Annotated in this window: 19 protein-coding genes; 18 read left to right on the top strand and 1 reads right to left on the bottom strand. The window is 65.6% G+C overall.

Annotation, left to right across the window (positions count from 1 at the left end):
- The first annotated feature begins 95 nt into the window (after positions 1–95).
- The 13 genes from M2319_RS07450 to M2319_RS07390 all read left to right on the top strand — a co-directional run bounded on the left by M2319_RS07450 (position 96) and on the right by M2319_RS07390 (position 10193).
- On the top strand, positions 96–854 hold the full coding sequence (locus M2319_RS07450) for a biotin--[acetyl-CoA-carboxylase] ligase (protein WP_264600812.1): 759 nt from the start codon (positions 96–98) through the stop codon (positions 852–854).
- 41 nt (positions 855–895) lie between these two features.
- On the top strand, positions 896–2569 hold the full coding sequence (mdcA, locus tag M2319_RS07445; RefSeq protein WP_264600811.1) for a malonate decarboxylase subunit alpha: 1674 nt from the start codon (positions 896–898) through the stop codon (positions 2567–2569).
- A gap of 15 nt (positions 2570–2584) precedes the next feature.
- On the top strand, positions 2585–2902 hold the full coding sequence (mdcC, locus tag M2319_RS07440; RefSeq protein WP_264600810.1) for a malonate decarboxylase acyl carrier protein: 318 nt from the start codon (positions 2585–2587) through the stop codon (positions 2900–2902).
- An 11-nt stretch (positions 2903–2913) separates the two neighbouring features.
- Entirely contained in the window at positions 2914–3870 is a 957-nt protein-coding gene (locus M2319_RS07435) for a biotin-independent malonate decarboxylase subunit beta (RefSeq protein WP_264600809.1), read from the top strand.
- A 33-nt stretch (positions 3871–3903) separates the two neighbouring features.
- Positions 3904–4797 carry a biotin-independent malonate decarboxylase subunit gamma gene (mdcE, locus tag M2319_RS07430; RefSeq protein ID WP_264600808.1) on the top strand — a complete coding sequence of 298 codons (894 nt, stop codon included), beginning with the start codon at positions 3904–3906 and terminating at the stop codon, positions 4795–4797.
- 43 nt (positions 4798–4840) lie between these two features.
- A complete protein-coding gene (locus tag M2319_RS07425) occupies positions 4841–5941 on the top strand; it encodes an acyl carrier protein (RefSeq protein WP_264600807.1) in 1101 nt (366 codons plus the stop codon).
- Positions 5942–5943: 2 nt separating this feature from the next.
- Complete coding sequence (mdcG, locus tag M2319_RS07420; RefSeq protein WP_264600806.1) at positions 5944–6690, top strand: malonate decarboxylase holo-[acyl-carrier-protein] synthase; 747 nt, start codon at positions 5944–5946, stop codon at positions 6688–6690.
- Between the two features lie 8 nt (positions 6691–6698).
- Positions 6699–6890 (top strand): biotin/lipoyl-containing protein, encoded by a 192-nt coding sequence (locus M2319_RS07415; RefSeq protein ID WP_264600805.1) that lies wholly within the window; start codon positions 6699–6701, stop codon positions 6888–6890.
- Between the two features lie 67 nt (positions 6891–6957).
- On the top strand, positions 6958–7371 hold the full coding sequence (gene madL, locus M2319_RS07410) for a malonate transporter subunit MadL (protein WP_264600804.1): 414 nt from the start codon (positions 6958–6960) through the stop codon (positions 7369–7371).
- Position 7372: 1 nt separating this feature from the next.
- A complete protein-coding gene (gene madM / locus M2319_RS07405; protein WP_264600803.1) occupies positions 7373–8134 on the top strand; it encodes a malonate transporter subunit MadM in 762 nt (253 codons plus the stop codon).
- Positions 8135–8236: 102 nt separating this feature from the next.
- A complete protein-coding gene (locus tag M2319_RS07400; protein ID WP_406682079.1) occupies positions 8237–8959 on the top strand; it encodes an energy-coupling factor ABC transporter ATP-binding protein in 723 nt (240 codons plus the stop codon).
- Positions 8956–9687, top strand: coding sequence for an energy-coupling factor transporter transmembrane component T family protein (locus M2319_RS07395; RefSeq protein WP_264600802.1), 732 nt, complete (start codon positions 8956–8958; stop codon positions 9685–9687). The genes M2319_RS07400 and M2319_RS07395 overlap by 4 nt, the downstream gene beginning before the upstream one ends.
- Positions 9642–10193 (top strand): biotin transporter BioY, encoded by a 552-nt coding sequence (locus M2319_RS07390; RefSeq protein WP_264600871.1) that lies wholly within the window; start codon positions 9642–9644, stop codon positions 10191–10193. Before M2319_RS07395 ends, M2319_RS07390 begins: the two co-directional genes overlap by 46 nt.
- A 32-nt stretch (positions 10194–10225) precedes the next feature.
- On the opposite strand, the gene M2319_RS07385 is transcribed toward M2319_RS07390, so the two are convergent.
- Positions 10226–10693 (bottom strand): Lrp/AsnC family transcriptional regulator, encoded by a 468-nt coding sequence (locus M2319_RS07385; protein WP_264600801.1) that lies wholly within the window; start codon positions 10691–10693, stop codon positions 10226–10228.
- 116 nt (positions 10694–10809) lie between these two features.
- On the opposite strand from M2319_RS07385, the gene M2319_RS07380 reads away from it, so the two are divergent.
- The 5 genes from M2319_RS07380 (at position 10810) to M2319_RS07360 (ending at position 17415) form a co-directional block, all read left to right on the top strand.
- A complete protein-coding gene (locus M2319_RS07380; RefSeq protein ID WP_264600800.1) occupies positions 10810–13173 on the top strand; it encodes a transketolase in 2364 nt (787 codons plus the stop codon).
- Between the two features lie 43 nt (positions 13174–13216).
- The gene (locus M2319_RS07375; protein ID WP_264600799.1) at positions 13217–14410 is read left to right on the top strand and encodes a CaiB/BaiF CoA transferase family protein; all 1194 of its coding nucleotides are present in this window, start codon (positions 13217–13219) and stop codon (positions 14408–14410) included.
- A 95-nt stretch (positions 14411–14505) separates the two neighbouring features.
- Positions 14506–15801, top strand: coding sequence for a TRAP transporter large permease (locus tag M2319_RS07370; protein WP_264600798.1), 1296 nt, complete (start codon positions 14506–14508; stop codon positions 15799–15801).
- A 46-nt stretch (positions 15802–15847) separates the two neighbouring features.
- On the top strand, positions 15848–16882 hold the full coding sequence (locus M2319_RS07365; protein ID WP_264600797.1) for a TRAP transporter substrate-binding protein: 1035 nt from the start codon (positions 15848–15850) through the stop codon (positions 16880–16882).
- A 20-nt stretch (positions 16883–16902) separates the two neighbouring features.
- A complete protein-coding gene (locus M2319_RS07360) occupies positions 16903–17415 on the top strand; it encodes a TRAP transporter small permease (RefSeq protein ID WP_264600796.1) in 513 nt (170 codons plus the stop codon).

Below are 17415 nucleotides of genomic sequence, written 5' to 3'. Positions count from 1 at the left end.
CAGCACCGATGTCTTCCTCCCATCCTGTGCCCGAATGCCGTCGCTCCCTCCCCCGCCTCTCTAGGCTCGAACGGCAGGACGGTCGGATCGGTCGCGTGGTCTTCTACCTGCCGGAGGTCGACTCCACGAACCGCCTCCTGGCCAACCTGGCCGGGAGGCGGGCGGAGGCCGGAACGGTGGTCGTCGCCGACCACCAGACGGCCGGCCGCGGCAAGGAGGAGCGGGTCTGGTACTCGGCTCCCGGAACCGGCCTCAGCCTGTCGGTCCTGTTGCGGCCCCGGATCTCTATCGAATGCATGTCGCAGGCAACTCTGGTGATCGCGGTCGCCGTTGCCGACGCCATCGAAGCGGCGTCCGGCGTTGCCGCCGAGATCAAATGGCCGAACGACATCATGGTCGGCGAACGCAAGCTCTGCGGCATTCTCTGCGAACTCGTGACGACGCCGGACGGCGACGTCGACCACATCATCGCCGGCATCGGCATCAATGTCAGCCAGACGCCGGACCAATTTCCCGACGGCCTGCGCTCCATCGCGACCTCCATCGAGGCCGAAGCGAAGCGCGCCGTCGACCGTCAGACAGTCCTCGGTCTTCTGCTGGATCGGCTCGAGCACCGTCTCGCTCAGTGGGAGCGCGATGGGTTCCAGCCGATCCGGCGGGACTGGATCCGCCGCTCGTGCACGCTCGGGCGCCCGATCATCGTGACGACGCCGCAGGAGCGGCGCTCGGGCACGGCGATCGCGCTCGGCGATGACGGCAGCCTTAGCATTCGCACCGAAGAGGGAAGCATTCACAACTACATTTTTGGCGAGACGTGTTCTTCATCGGTCGCTTCCGAGAAGACGCGAAACTGAAAGTAAAGAACACCCCGTTCTTTAGGAGGTAAATGGCGCAAATGTCCAACGATGAAACCCGCAAAAAACGGAACCAGCGCGCCGCGGATACGGCAGCGCGGCTGGAAGCAGCCGCCCCGCTATTCGGGGCCGGCAAGGAAGTCAGCTCAGAAAATACGGTAGCGCTGCTGGAAGCTGTGATCCGCGCTGGCGATATCGTCAACATCGAAGGCAACAACCAGAAGCAGGCGGACTTCCTGGCGGAGAGCCTCAACAAGGTCGACCGCTCGAAGATCCACGACCTGCACATGGTCCAGTCGGCGGTGCCGCTGGCATCCCATCTCGACCTGTTCGAGAACGGCATCGCCAAGAAGCTCGACTTCGCCTTCGGCGGCCCGCAGGCCGGCCGTGTCGCGAAGTTCATATCCGAAGGCAAGCTGCAGCTCGGCGCCATCCACACCTATCTGGAGCTGTTCGGCCGCTACTTCCTCGACCTGACGCCGCGGGTCTCGCTGATCTGCGCCTTCAAGGCCGACCGCAACGGCAACCTCTACACCGGCTTCAACACCGAAGACACGCCGACCATCGTCGAGGCGACCAAGTTCCGCCAGGGCATCGTCGTTGCCCAGGTCAACGAGATCGTCGACGAACTGCCGCGGGTCGATATCCCCGGCGACTGGGTCGACGCGGTCATCCAGTCTCCCAAGCCGTTCTTCGTGGAACCGCTGTTCACCCGCGACCCGGGCCTCATCACCGACAACCAGATCCTGCTGGCCATGCTGTGCCTGAAGGGCATCTACGCCGAGTACGGCGTCACCAGCATGAACCACGGCATCGGCTTCCTGACCTCGGCGATCGAGCTGCTGCTGCCGACCTATGGCGAGGAGCTGGGGCTGAAGGGCAAGGTCTGCACCCACATGATCCTCAACCCGCATCCGACGATGATCCCGGCGATCGAGACGGACTGGGTCGACACCATCCACTGCTTCGGCGGTGAATTGGGCATGGAAGAGTATGTGGCCTCGCGCCCGGACGTCTTCTTCATCGGCCCGGACGGCACGCTGCGCTCCAACCGCGCCTTCGCCCAGACCGCCGGCCACTACGCCCTCGACATGTTCATCGGCGGCACGCTGCAGATCGACAAATACGGCAACTCGTCGACCGCGACCGCCAGCCGCGTCGCCGGCTTCGGCGGTGCCCCGAACATGGGCTGCGATGCCAAGGGCCGGCGTCACTCGACCGGTGCCTGGCTGAAGTGCGGCCAGGAACTGCCGAGCCTCGACCAGCAGCTCGGCACCATGCCGCGCGGCAAGCGCCTGGTGGTGCAGGGCGTCGAGACCTTCGGCGAGGGACGCCAGCCGGTGTTCGTCGACAAGCTCGACGCCTGGAAGCTGGCCGAGAACGCCAATCTCGACCTGCCGCCGGTGATGATCTACGGCGACGACCTCACCCACATCGTCACCGAGGAAGGCATCGCCTACCTCAACCGGTGCCCGGATCTGGACAGCCGCATGGCGGCCATCCGCGCGGTTGCCGGCTACACCGACATCGGCTTGCAGGCCAAGCCGGAAGAAACGAAGCGGCTGCGCGAAGCCAACATCGTCAAGACCCCGGACGACCTCGGCGTCGACCCGTCGCGGGCCACCCGCGCGATGCTCGCCGCCAAGAGCGTGAAGGACCTCGTGACCTGGTCGAACGGTCTCTACAACCCGCCCTCGCGCTTCCGCAACTGGTAATGGAGATCTGAGGTCATGGCACTTCACACAGTTGAATTCGACATCAAGCTCAACACCGGAACCATGAAGATCGACGTGCCGACCCATACCGGCGTCGTCGGGTCGAGCGACATGGAAGTGTTGATGGAACCGAAGGACCTGGAAGGCGGCGTCTCGGTACGCATCGTCACCCCGGTCACCGGCTTCGACGATCTGTGGAAGCGGGTCCTGGAAAAATTCGTCAGCGAGACGGCCCTTTCCGACACCCGGATCGAGATCAACGACAACAACGCTACGCCGGCCGTCGTGCTTCTGCGCCTGCGTCAGGCCTTTAGCCAGGCAACGACGGACTAAGGAGGTTCATCATGTCCAAATGGAATGATCTGCAGGAGCACAGCTTCCTCGAGTCGAATGCGCGCGAGCGCGCCCTCGGCATCGTAGACGACGGCACGTTCACCGAGCTGGCCGGCCCGTTCGACCGGCTGTCGAGCCCGCACCTGGTGCTGCTCGGCGATGCCGTGGAATTCGACGACGGCATCGTCTGCGGCGTCGGCAAGATCGGCAAGACCCCGGTCTTCGTGGTCTCCCAGGAAGGTCGCTTCATCGGCGGCTCGATCGGCGAGGTCAGCGGCGCCAAGATGGCCAACACCATCAAGCTGGCCATCGACTTCCACGACAAGCTGGTCGCCGACTATCCGGACCTTTCCGACGAGGAAAAGCCGATCGTGGTGATCTCGTTCGAGACCGGCGGCGTGCGGCTGCACGAATCCAATGCCGGCCTGCTCGCCCACGCCGAGGTCATGGACCTGTTCCAGAAGGCCCGCGGCAAGGTTCCGGTGATCTCCCTCATCGGCTCCAAGGTCGGCTGCTTCGGCGGCATGGGCTTCGTCGCCGCGGCGACGGACGTCATCATCATGAGCGAGTTCGGTCGCCTCGGCCTCACCGGTCCGGAAGTCATCGAGCAGGAGATGGGCAAGGAGGAGTTCGACAGCTCCGACCGCGCCCTCGTCTTCCGCACCACCGGCGGACGGCACAAATACATCATCGGGGACGCCAACTTCCTGGTCGCCGACACCATCGCGGCGTTCCGCGAGAAGGTCGCCGACCTCGCCCCGCTGCCGGTCGCGGACTTTGAAGAGATGCGCCGGGTCGGCTCGCCCGAAACCGTTGAACGGCAGATCCGCGGCGTCGCTCTTGCCGCAGAAATGCATCCGCAGGACGCCCGCGACGTTTGGGCCAAGGCCGGCAACGACAACCCGGCCTCGCTGACCGACATGCCGCTGGCGGCCTTCCTCGGCCAGGTCAAGCGCCTTCAGGTCTAGGCACGTTCAACAAGTCAATTTCAGGAGACAGTCATGGAAGCGCAAGAAACCATGATGGGCAAGGGCCGGGAGGCGATCGAGATGATCGTCGATCCGGGCACCTTTGAAGAAAACACCGTCGGTGGCAAGACCATCGCCGATGACGACTACGGCCCCGGCGCCGCGGTCGGCACGGCCAAGCTCGACGGCAAGGAAGTCACCATCATCGCCAGCGACGGCATGTCGTTCAACGAACGGTTCCCGGTCGTCTATGCCGGCGTCATCGGCATGGAGGAGGGCTACAAGATGGCCCAGTCCGTCTATGCCTCGATGGAAGCCGACAAGGACAAGCCGCTGGACGAAAAGCGGGCCCTGGTCCTCATCGTCGACACCCCGGGCAACGGCCCCGGCAAGGTCGAGGAAATCTTCGGCATGAACAAGTCGACGGGCGCCTACCAGCTGGCGCTCGCCGAGGCCCGGCTCGCCGGCCATCCGATCGTCGCCATGGTAATCGGCCGGGCGGTCTCCGGCGCCTTCCTGTGCCACGGCCTGCAGGCCGACAATATCCTGTCGCTCGATGCCAATTTCGGCACCATCATCCACGTGATGCCGCTGACCTCGGTCTCGCGCATCATCCGCAAGGACCTGGAAGTCCTGGAAGAGCTGTCCAAGGACAACCCGGTGTTCGCATCGGGCCCGCGCTTCTTCCACACCCTCGGCGGCGTCGAGACGCTGGTCGACAAGGTGGAAGGCATGCGGCCGGCCATCATCGAGCACATCGCGTCCATCCGCAAAGCCAAGGCGGAAGGCAAGCAGGACACGCTCGGCCCGTGGGGCCGCGGTGCCCTCGGTGCCGAACGCGGCGGCCGCGCGCTCCGGCCGAAGGTGATGGACGTGATGAACAAGGAGTTCGAGGCGGTCGCCGACAAATACGCCCCCGCCCGCTAACCCCGGCGCTGCCCGAACGAGGAAAGCCGAAGGGAGAGTTGAAATGTCAGATGCATTGAAAGCCCTTGAAGACGCGCAGGACCTTTTCACCGGCATGCCGACCCTTGCCGAAATGCCGAGGCGTTCCCTCGGCGACAAGGGCATCGCCGGCCCGACGGCGGCGCATGTCATCGAAGAGATCCACACGCCCTTCAACCTTGCCTATCTGACCTTCACCACCGGCTCTTCGGCTTTCCAGAACATCGTCGGCGTCACCCACGCGGAACTTCCCGGGCGCGCCGACGTCACCCGTGCCGTCTTCAAACGGCTCGATTGCGAGGGGGGGACGCGGATGCTTGTCACTTATCCTCCCCTCGTCAATGTCTTCTCGGCCCAGGCGCTGACCGCCTCGGAGGTCGAATGGACCTTCCTGGAGCGGTCCAGCCGCGATGCGCTGATCATCGCCGCCTGCAACCGCAATCCGGACATCATCCTCGGCGAATCCTCGTTCCTGCGCGCCAGCCTGGAGCAGGCCGTGTCGCTGGGGCTGAAGGAAGAAATGCCGCGCTACTGCGTGCTCCTCGTCGCCGGCACCCCGCTCGACGAGGAACTGCTGCCGATCGCCGACGCCTTCGGCTACAAGGTGCACGACCTTTACGGCTGCCAGGAATTCGGCTGGCTGACGCTGGATGGCGTGCCTCTGCGCGACGACATCACCATGGTGCCGTCGCCGCTCGGCGAGCCCTACCAGGAACTGGTCGTCGGCGGCCTGCCGATGGGCGACAGCTTCGTCGTCTCGCCGTCGGGCCATGTCTGCAACCGCGACGGCCACATCATCACCTATCGCCGCGAGCGGACCCATCCGGAATACGAGGTCTTCGTCACGGCGACGCCGATGAGCACCGGCTCGACCGTCGACAAGGCCTCGCGCACGATCCTGCGCACCAAGAGCCGCGTCGTGAAGGTCTCGCCGCAGCTTCAGACCGGCGCACCGGCGACCCGCCTGGAACTCGTCCCGGGGATCGTCGATCCCAATGCGGACGTCGTTCCGCCCATCGTCATCGAAGGCCCGCAATCGACCCGCCTGTTCGACGTCCTCGTGCAGGCGCAGGTCGAGGTGCAGCGCTCGGCCAAGACCGACCCGACCTGGATCAAGAGGCGATAGAGATGCTCGACCGTCGCCACGTTCTTGCCTATCCGACCGCAGCGGCCCGCAAGGAGCTGGTCACGGCGATGGTTGCCGGCCTGCCGGAGCCGATGCGCGGCCCCGCGATCGCGCACCGGGTCAAGCAGGCGTTCCTGGCCGACGCCATCCCCGGCATCGTCTGCCGGCCGACACAGGCCTGCCCCGAGGACGGCGGCCAGATCGGGTTCTCCTTCCCGTTCCGCATCGGCGAGGAGCGCGTGCGCTCGGCCGTCCCGGTGTGCGCGGACCAGATCGAGAGCTACGTCACGCCCTACGAAGTCATGGAGCGCGCCGGCGCCAGCCCCCGCGTCGTCCATCCGGTGCTCATCGACTTGCGCAAGGTCGCCGCGGCCGCCGGCATCACGCTCGGCCTCATCGGCTCGGCCGCCATGCAGGTCGTCACCGGTCTCGACTATGTCCGGCCGGACTCCGACCTCGACGTCCTGGTGCAGGCCGGGACGGCCCAGCAGCTTCAGTGGTTCTGGCAGGAGATCTGCGATCTCAAGGTCCGGACCGGAACGGCCATCGACGCCGAAATCGATATGCAAGGACGCTGCGGCGTCAAGCTTTCCGAGTATATGTCGGATGCAGAAGTTCTCCTGGCGAAGTCCATTTCAGGAGTGGAACTTATTGACCGTAATAAATTTTCTGATGAGACCTTTTCAGAAGTCTCTTTCACAGAAACAACATCCAGCTTAGCAACAAAAGGAGTCACTCAATGGATGTGAAAGTCAAAATGCCGTCGGTCGTTGTCTCCCTCGAAGTCGAGGAAGGCGCGACCGTGACGAAGGGCCAGAACCTGGCCGTCGTCGAGGCGATGAAGATGAAGAACAACACGCCGTCTCCGGTTGACGGAACCGTCAAGTCGATCGCCGCCAAGCCCGGCGACCGCCTGAAGCCCGGCGGCGTGATCATGACCATCGAATAGGATCGACAAAAGAGGAGGAGCGGAATTCTCCGGCTCCTCCACTCTTCCCAAGGAAGGAGGAAGTGAAATGGTGATCTATGGTGTGGCCCTCATGGGCGGCTGCATGATTGTGGGTACTTTCCTGGGCTATCTGCTCGGCCATCTGGTCGGTATCAACGCCAATGTCGGCGGTGTCGGCATCGCGATGGTGCTGCTCGTCATTATCTCCCGCAAGCTGATGGACAAGGACCAGCTCTCCAAGCTGGCCCAGGACGGCATCCTGTTCTGGAGCGCGATGTACATCCCGATCGTCGTGGCCATGGCGGCCCGGCAGAACGTCGTTGCGGCCGTCAACGCCGGCGCGCTGGCGTTCATCGCCGGTCTCGGCGCGGTTTTCGCGGGCTTCCTGCTCATCCGCCCGATTACGGCGCTGAGCCCGAAGTCGACCCTGGAAGATGACGACAACCCGGCTGAGGCCAAAGCGCCCAAGGGAGCGAAGTAAGATGTTGGACATCCTCTCTACAGCACTGACCAAATATCCGCTGATCACGGCCTTCGTCGTCGTCGGCATCATCATGTGGGCGTCCTACAAGGTCGCCAGGCTGACCAACAACCGCATCCACGGTTCGGCAATCGCCATCGTCTGCGGTCTGGTGCTGGCCTATATCGGTGGCACGGTCACCGGTGAGAAGCACGGCATCTCCGACGTTCCGCTGTTCGCGGGCATCGGCCTGATGGGCGGCAGCATGCTGCGTGACTTCGCCATCGTCAGCACGGCGTTCGGCGTGAAGATGGAAGAACTGAAGAAGGCCGGCCTTCCGGGTGCCCTGGCTCTGGTCATCTCGATGATCCTTTCGACGATCATCGGCGCCATGACCGCCTATGCCTTCGGCTACACCAGCCCGGTCGACATGGCCACCATCGGCGGTGGCGCGGCCACCTTCATCGTCGGCCCGGTCACCGGCACGGCGCTCGGCGCTTCCTCGGAAGTGATCGCGCTCTCCGTCGCCGCGGGTGTCGTGAAGTCGATCTCGGTCATGATCCTGACGCCGTTCCTGGCCAAGACGGCCGGTCTCGACAACCCGGCAGCGGCCGCGGTCTATGGCGGGCTCATGGGTACCACGAGTGGCACCGCAGCCGGATTGGCGGCAACCGATCCGAGGCTCGTCCCGTATGGTGCCATGACCGCGACCTTCTACACCGGCTTTGGTTGCCTTGTAGTGCCTTCGATTGGCTACATGGTTCTCGTCGCCCTGTTTGGTTAAACTCCTGCAACGAGCACAAACCGGACATTCGAACCAATGCAACCGTACGAAAAGTGGACCAGCAAAATGGCTTTTTCAAGTGTTGGCGCACCGAACGCACGGTTGCATACTTCCGAGGGACACGGCCCTGACGCGCCGTTCGAGGCGACCCGGATCGAGATCCAATCGGTCCGTCACGCCTATGGCGACGCGGAGGTCCTCAGCGGTATCGATCTCGTTCTCACCGAGCGGCGGATCGGCATCGTCGGGGCCAACGGATCCGGCAAGAGCACCTTTGCGCGACTGCTCAACGGGCTGCTCTTGCCGACCGCCGGCAAGGTCGTCATCGACGGCCTGGACACGGCAAAGGCCGGCAAGGCGGTGCGCCGCAAGGTCGGCTTCGTGTTCCAGAATCCCGACAATCAGATCGTTTTCCCGACGGTGGAAGAGGACGTGGCCTTCGGCCTCAAGGGCCTGAAGCTGCCGCGCGACGTGCGCGCCTCGCTGGTCGAGACCGTGCTTGAGCGCTACGGCCTGTCCCATGTGCGCCACCAGTCGGCCCATTCCCTTTCCGGCGGCCAGAAACAGCTTCTGGCGCTTGCCGGCGTCCTTATCCTGCAGCCCGACTGCGTCGTCTTCGACGAGCCGACGACGCTCCTCGACCTGCGCAATGCGCGCATGGTCTCCGGCGTCATCGACGGCCTGCAGCAGACCGCGGTCGTCGTCACCCACGACCTGGCGCTGCTCGACCGTTTCGAGCGTGTGCTGGTGTTCGACGGGGGGCGCGTCGTCGCCGACGACGAGCCCTGCCGCGCGCTTTCCGACTATGTGAGGCGGATGAAATGATCGCCGCCCCCGAACACGGCCGTGACTCCGGCCGCCCCCGGTCCCCGCTTCACCGCCTGGCGCCCGGCGTCAAGCTGCTGGCGCTGGCGGTGAGCGGGACCGGGCTGGTTCTCATCGGCGACTGGCGGGTGATGGCCGCCGCGCTGGCGCCCGTGCTGCTGCTCTATCTCGTGGCCGGATACGGGCCGCGGGAAATGCTGCGCCAGCTCCGGCCGCTGATGTGGCTGTTCGTCATCCTCTTCGTCGCCCAGGGACTGATGGAGTCCTGGGCGCTCGGCGCGCTCATCGTGCTCAGGATCGCGATCCTCGTTCTGATGGCCGCGCTGATCACGCTGACGACGCCGACCGAGGTGCTGATCGAGACCATCGAGCGGATGCTTTCCCCGTTCCGGCGATTCGGCGTCAACCCGGCCAAGGTCGGGCTCGCCTTCTCGCTGGCGCTGCGCTTCATCCCGGTCATTTCCGACCAGGCCCGGCAGATCCGCGAGGCCCAGGCGGCGCGCGGCCTCGGCCGCAATCCGATTGCCCTTGCCCTGCCGCTCATCATCCGTACCCTGAAGATGGCGGCCGACGTCGCCGATGCCATCGAAGCCCGATCCCTCTATGACGGCGACGACCCCCCGGACGACCGGGTGCGGGCGCGCGTCGTATCCACGGAGACAAGAAAACAATGCCTGACAGCATCAGCACCCGAGACATCGTCTATATCGCCCTCTTCGCGGCCCTGACCGCAGCCCTGGCGTTGTTCCCGCCGATTGCCGTGCCGATCCTCGGCGGCGTGCCGATCTCGGCGCAGTCGATGGGACCGATGCTGGCCGGTGCGATCCTCGGCGGCAAGCGCGGCGCGCTCTCCATGCTGCTGGTGGTCGGGCTGGTCGCGGTCGGGCTGCCGATCCTTTCCGGCGGACGCGGCGGGCTCGGCGTCTTTGCGGGGCCGACGGCCGGTTTCCTCGTCGGTTGGATCGGCGCTGCCTTCGTCACCGGCATGCTGCATGAATTCGGCTGGCGCAAGCTCAACTTCCTGTCGTCCTTCACCTATGCCGTCATCGGCGGCATCGGCGTCGTCTACGCCCTCGGCATTCCCTGGGTTGCCTTCTGGGCGGAGATCTCGCTGACCAAGGCGGCGATCGGCTCGGCGGCGTTCATCCCGGGCGACCTCCTCAAGGCGGCCCTCGTCGGCATCGTCGCCGTCACCGTCAAGCGCTCCTATCCGCTGATCCAGAAAGCGGCCTAAGACCCAAGGTTCCCCGCCGGTGCCGGGGCCGCCTACGGCGTCCGGGCGCCGGCGGATTTGACGCGCCTGAGCGGGATCGACGATTCAATCGAGGCGACGCCCTGCACCCGCGTCAGCCGGCCGACGAGGAATTTCTCGAAGTCGGCCATGTTGCGCACGACGACGCGCATCAGGTAGTCCCGATTCCCCGTCATCAGCCAGCAGTCGACGACCTCCGGAAAGGCCGCGATCGCGCCCTCGAAGGTGGAGAGCGCGTCGTCGATCTGCTTGTCGAGCTTGACCGAGACGAAGACGGACGTCTCGAAGCCGAGCGCCGCCTCGTCGATCAGTGCCGCATAGCCGGTGATGACGCCGGCCTCCTCGAGCCGCTTCAGGCGCCGGGCCACCGGCGTCGGGCTGAGGCCGACGGCGTCGCCGAGGGCCTGGACGGAGATGCGCCCGTCGCCGGCAATCCGGCGCAGGATGCGAATGTCGCTGTCGTCCAGCTTGACGGATTCCACTCAAAAACTCCCGATACGCTTCTCGAAACCGGCCGAAATTGCCGATTTGCGGCTTAAGATAGCCAGAAATCCCTTCAAACGCGACGCTATCGTTTCGCGAAATCTAGGGAGGCGGCATGGCAGTCGCGCAACTAAAAACGATCGAGCAACGGCTGTTGTGGCTGTCGCACTGGATGATCCACCACGCCAACCACATCCGTCCCAAGGAGGATGCGATCAAGGTCGGCGGGCACCAGGCGTCCTCGGCCTCGATGGTCTCGATCCTGACGGCGCTCTATTTTTCCGCGCTGCGCCCCGAAGACCGGGTGGCAGTCAAGCCACATGCCTCGCCGGTCTTCCATGCCATGCAGTACCTGATGGGCAACCTTTCGCGTGAGCGGATGGAGGCGTTTCGCGGTTATGGCGGGGCGCAGTCCTATCCGTCGCGGACCAAGGACGCCGACGACGTGGATTTTTCCACCGGCTCGGTCGGCCTCGGCGTTGCCATCACCTCCTTTGCCGCGCTGATCCAGGACTATATCGCCGCCAAGCCCTGGGGCGGCGCGCGGCCGATGGGGCGCATGGTGGCGCTCGTCGGCGATGCCGAGCTCGACGAGGGCAATGTCTATGAGTGCCTGCAGGAGGGCTGGAAGAACGACCTGCGCAACACCTGGTGGATCATCGACTACAACCGGCAGTCCCTCGACGGCATCGTCCATGAAGGCCTGTTCCAGCGCATCGAAAAGACCTTCGACGCCTTCGGCTGGGACCTCGTGAAGGTCAAATACGGCGCCCTGCAGCGGGCGGCCTTTGAGGAGCCCGGCGGCGACCGGCTGCGCGACTGGATCGACCGCTGCCCGAACACGGAATATTCCGCGCTGACCTTCATGGGCGGCGCGGTGTGGCGCCAGCGGCTGATGGAGGACCTCGGCGACCAGGGCGACGTCTCGGCGCTGATCGACCGGCGGTCGGACGCGGAACTCGCCGACCTGATGGAGAATCTCGGCGGCAACTGCGTGGCGACCATGGCCGATACCTTCGCCGCCATCGACCACGACCGGCCGGTCTGCTTCCTCGCCTATACGGTGAAGGGCTGGGGAACGCCCATTGCCGGCCACAAGGACAATCACGGCGGCCTGATGACGCCGAAGCAGATGGCCGAGTGGCAGGCCCATATGGGGGTGCCGGAAGGCAAGGAGTGGGAACCCTTCGCCACGGTCGAAAAGCCCGCCGCCCTGCGCGCCTTCCTCAAGAAGGTGCCGTTCTTTGCCGGCGGTCCGCGCCGGCTGCAAGACGATGTGCTGCCGGTGCCGGCGATCGCGGCGCCGCAGGACAGGGAAATCGCCACGCAGATGGCCTTCGGCAAGATCCTCGACGAGCTTGCCAAGGGCGACAGCCTGCTTGCCGAGCGGATCGTGACGACGTCGCCGGACGTCACCGGCACCACCAGCCTCGGGCCCTGGGTCAACCGGCGCCGGCTCTTTGCCCGCGGCGCCCGGCCCGACGTCTTCAAGGCGCACAATATTCCTTCAACCGCGAAGTGGGAGTTCTCGCCCGCCGGCCAGCATATCGAGCTCGGCATTGCGGAGATGAATCTCTGCCTGCTGCTGGCAGCGGCCGGCCTTTCCCATTCGCTGTTCGGCCGGCGGCTGATCCCCGTCGGCACGGTCTACGATCCGTTCGTCGCGCGAGCCCTCGATGCCCTCAACTACGCCTGCTACCAGGATGCCCGCTTCGTTCTGGTCGGAACGCCGTCGGGGATGACGTTGGCGCCGGAGGGCGGGGCGCACCAGTCGATCGCCCAGCCGCTGATCGGCATGAGCCAGGCGGGGCTCACCGCCTTCGAGCCGGCCTTTGCCGACGAACTGGCTGTGATCATGGAGTGGGCCTTTGCGCACATCCAGCGCAGCGGCGCGCGCGAGCCTGACCCACGCACCTGGCTTTCCGACGCGGCCGGCGGCGCCGTCTATCTGCGGCTGACCACCAATCCGCTGGAACAGCCGATGCCGCGGACGGATGATGCGTTCCGCAAGGGCGTCATCGACGGCGGCTACTGGCTGCGCAAGCCCGGGCCGAACTGCGAGGCGGTGATCGCCTATCAGGGCGCCGTCGCGGGCGAGGCGATCCGGGCCGCCGGCATGATCGGCAACGACCGCCGCGATATCGGCGTCCTTGCCGTCACCTCGGCCGACCGGCTGCATGCCGGCTGGACCGCGGCCCAGCGCGCCCGCACCAGAGGCAAGGCCGAGGCGCGCTCCCGCGTCGAGGCGCTGCTCGCGGATCTGCCGTCCCATGCGGCGATCGCCACCGTCATCGACGGCCATCCGGCAACGCTTTCCTGGCTGGGGTCCGTCCATGGCCACCGCACGCTGCCGCTCGGCGTCGAGGCCTTCGGCCAGACCGGCACCATCGGCGATCTCTACCGGCATTTCGGCATCGATGCGGCGTCGATCACCGGCCGCGTCGGCGCGATGACGCCGGGCAGGCGCCTCACCGCATGAACAGTGACAAGAAACGACACGAAGAGAAGGAAACGCCAGCATCATGGGGCCGCTCAATTCCCTCAGGGTCATCGAACTGGGACAGCTCATCGCCGGGCCGTTTTGCGGGCAGTTGCTCGCCGATTTCGGCGCCGAGGTCATCAAGGTGGAGCCGCCGAAGACCGGCGACGTCATGCGCCAGTGGGGCCGGCCGGGCCGCAACGGCGATCCGGTCTGGTGGTCGGTGATCGCCCGGGGCAAGCGCTCCGTCACGCTCGACCTGAGGACGCTCGAAGGCCAGGCGGTCCTGCGCGACCTCGTCGCCGAGGCCGACGTGCTGATCGAGAATTTCCGCCCCGGCACCATGGAGCGCTGGGGGCTCGGCTATGAGGCGCTGTCCGACATCAATCCGCGGCTGATCATGGCCCGGGTCTCCGGCTTCGGCCAGGACGGGCCCTATTCGGCGCGTGCCGGCTTTGCCTCGGTGTGCGAGGCGATGGGCGGCATGCGCCACATCAGCGGCTACCCCGATCGCCCGCCGGTCCGCATCGGCCTTTCGCTGGGCGATTCGCTCGCCGGCATGAACGCGGCGATGGGCATCCTGCTGGCGCTGGAGCGGCGCCACGCCACGGGCCGCGGCCAGGTCGTCGACAGCTCGATCTTCGAAAGCGTCCTCGGCCTCACCGAGTCGATCATTGCCGAATACGACGCCGGCGGCCATATCCGCGAGCGGCACGGCTCGTCGCTGCCGGGCATTGCGCCCTCCAACGCCTATCCGACCAAGGACGGCAAGGAGATGATCATCGGTGCCAACCAGGACGCCGTCTTCGGCCGGCTCTGCCAGGTGATGGGGGCGCCGGAGTTGGCCGAGGATCCGCGCTATGCGACCCACCGCGCCCGCGGCGAGAATGCCGACGAACTCGACGCGCGGATTGCCGAATGGACCCGCAAGCACGCCGCCGAGGCGATGATCGAGGATCTCGCCGCGGCCGGCGTTCCGGTCGGTCTGGCCTATACGGCGCGCGAGATGATGGCCGATCCCCATTTCGCCGCGCGCCAAAGCATCGTCGAGGTTGACGACCCGCGGCAGGGCGGGACGCTCGCCATGCAGAACGTCTTTCCGCGGCTTTCGGAAAGCCCGGGCGGCATCCGGGGGCTGGGCCCGGAACTCGGCGCAGACACCGGGGCGGTGCTCCAGGGCCTCCTCGGATATTCAGCGGAAAAGATCGCGGAACTGGAACAATCCGGCATAATCTGACAAAAGTCGGGTCGGCAAACCGCCGGCACCGAACGCCGGAACAAAAAACGGGAGGAGTGCAGCATGCATAATAACAACCAGGGGTCCGGGCGCGCATGATCGAACCCATACTGGTCGCGGTCGTCCTGATCGGCCTGATCGGCATGGGTGCACCGATCTTTCTCGCGCTGGGCGCCAGCGGCCTCATCGGCCTCTGGATGGCGCGGGGACCGCTTGCCTTTTTCTTTGCCCCGACCTCGTTCTTCGGCCAGCTCAATTCGTTTGAGCTGATCGCCCTGCCGCTGTTCATCCTGATGGGCAACCTTCTGGGTGCGACGCCCGTCGGGCAGAACCTGTTCAGGGCCGCCTCGCTGTGGCTGCAATGGCTGCGCGGAGGCCTTGCGATCTCCACCGTCGGCGCCTCGGCGATCTTCGGGGCGGTCTCCGGCGTCTCGGTCGCGGGCGTCGCGGCCGTCGGCGGCATCGCCGTGCCGGAAATGCTGAAGCGCGGCTACGGGCGCAAGCTGGCGGCCGGCTCGGTCGCCTCGTCCGGCGCCCTCGCCATGCTGATCCCGCCCTCCGTGCCGTTCATCATCTATGGCGCGGTGTCGGGGGTTTCCGTCGGCGATCTCTTCATCGGCGGCATCGTACCGGGCATCGCGCTCGCCCTTGCCCTGTCCGTCTACATCTATGTCCGCGTCGTGCTGAACCCCAGGGAGGCGCCGCGCGAGACCGGCGCCAGGCCGCCGCTCGGCGAACGGGTGCGGGCGCTCGGCGGCATCTGGCACTCGCTGCTCCTCGTCTTCATCGTGCTGGGGGCGATCTATTCCGGCTTTGCGACGCCGTCGGAGGCCGCCGCCTTCGGCGCGGCCGGCGCCTTCTTCATCGCCGGCGCCATCTTCCGGGTGCTGACGCTGAAGAAGCTGATGAAGATCCTGGCCGCCTCGGTGAAGGTCTCCGGCGCGATTCTCCTCATCATCGGCTGCGCCAAGATCTTCGGCGACTACCTCAACCTCGTCCGGGTGCCGGAAATCGTCAGCCAGGCGCTGATCGCCACCAACCTGCCGGACTGGGCGATCCTGATCGTCCTGATGCTGGCGCTCGTCGCCCTCGGCATGTTGGTCGACGCCGTCTCGCTGATCGTCGTCACCACGCCGATCCTGCTGCCGCTGATCACCACCATGGGCTACGACCCGTTGTGGTTCGGCATCGTGCTGGTCATGAACCTCGAGATCGCGGTGGTGACGCCGCCGGTGGGGCTCAACCTTTATGCGCTGCGCGCCGTCTGCCCGATGCTGAGTGTCGAGGAAATCATCCGCTCGGTCGTTCCGTTCGTCTTCGTCCAGTTCGCCATGCTGATGATCTTCGTCCTGTTCCCGGAGCTGAGTCTCTGGCTTCCACGCCTCATGTGACCGGCTCCCAATCACAACACTTGTCATTCAAGGAGAGGAAAACAGAATGACCCAGACCCGCAGAACCTTTTTGAAGACCAGCGCCGCCGTCGTCGGCGGTACCGCGATGTTCGGCTTCACGGCCGGGCGCGCTGCCGCCGAGACGACGATGACCGGCGTCAGCTACCTGCCGCCGAGCTACAAGGCGCTCGCCTACGGCTCGGCCGGCTTCGTGGAGCGGCTCGATGCCAGCGATGCCGTCAAGGTCGACTATTACGACAGCGGCAAGCTCCTGAAGGCCGACGAGCAGCTTCCGGCGCTGCGCTCCGGCACCATCGACTTCATGTTCCATACGTCGAGCTACATCACCCGCTCGATCCCGATCCTCGGCATCACCGGCCTTCCGGGCATCGTGGAAGAACTCTACGAGAACCCGGACCGGCTGAAGAAGGGCAGCCCGCTCTTCAACCTCATCAACGAGGAACTGGCCAAGGAAGACCTCTACATGGTCTCCATGATGGGCAACATCCTGCAGCCGGAATACATCTGGTCGACGAAGGCCGCCCCGGTGCGCTCGATCGCCGACATCAGCGGCAAGAAGGTCCGCGTCGTCAGCTTCGAGGCGACCAAGGTGATCGAGGGCTTCGGCGGGGCCGCGGTGCGCATCCCGTCCTCCGAGCTCTATCTCGCCCTGCAGCGCAACACCGTGGACGCTGCCGTCGCCAACATCTCCACCATCATCGGCCGGTCGCTGCAGGAGCAGATCGACTTCGTCTACAAGCTGCCAATGACCGCCTACGGCATCGGCCTCTACACCACGACCCGCGGCTGGGAGACCATGGGCGAGGCCGAAAAGGCCGCCTTCACCGAGGCGGCGGACTGGTTCGACGAGAACGGCGCGGCCTATTCCAACAACACCATCTACCCGGATGAGTACTGGCCGATGATCGAGGCGGAAAACATCGAGATCATCGAGCCGTCCGAAGACGACCTGAAGACCCTCAGCGATGCCGCGTCTGACGTGCGCGCCAAGTGGGTCTCCGAGGTCGGCGAGGACGTCGGCAAGCGGGCGATCGCGCTCGCCCTCGGTAAGGCCGAGTAACGAGAAACCGGGAGGGCGCCGTGAGACGGTTCTTTGCAACGCTGACCAAGACCATGCAGATCGCCGGCCAGATCGTGCTGGCCTTCATGGTCGTGACCATCTGCTATGACGCGTTCATGCGCTATGTCTTCACGGCGCCCACCTCCTGGTCGCTGGAGATCAACACCTTCCTCATCGTCTTCGTCGCGGCGATGACGGCGGCGGATGTCCAGCGTACCGATGCGCATATCCGCATCACCTTCTTTTCCGACATGTTGGGCAGCCTCGGGCAGCGGGTCCTCAACGTCGTGATCGGGCTCGTCGGCGTCGGCTTCTGCTCGATCATGGCCTGGCGCGGCTTCCTGCTCGCCTACCAGGCCTTCGACTATGGCGAGCGCGTCTCGTCGAGCTTCGGCACGCCGATGGTGTTTCCCTATGCGCTGTTGCCGCTCGGCTTCGGCATGCTGGCGATCCAGTTCCTTCTCAACGCCGTCGACGCCGTGTTCTGGCCGGACCGGCGGCCCGGCGGCGAGGACAAGCTGCAGGAAGTCTGA

This window comes from Rhodobium gokarnense, assembly GCF_025961475.1.
Classification (GTDB): domain Bacteria; phylum Pseudomonadota; class Alphaproteobacteria; order Rhizobiales; family Rhodobiaceae; genus Rhodobium; species Rhodobium gokarnense.
This window is presented reverse-complemented; position numbering and strand designations above follow the sequence as displayed.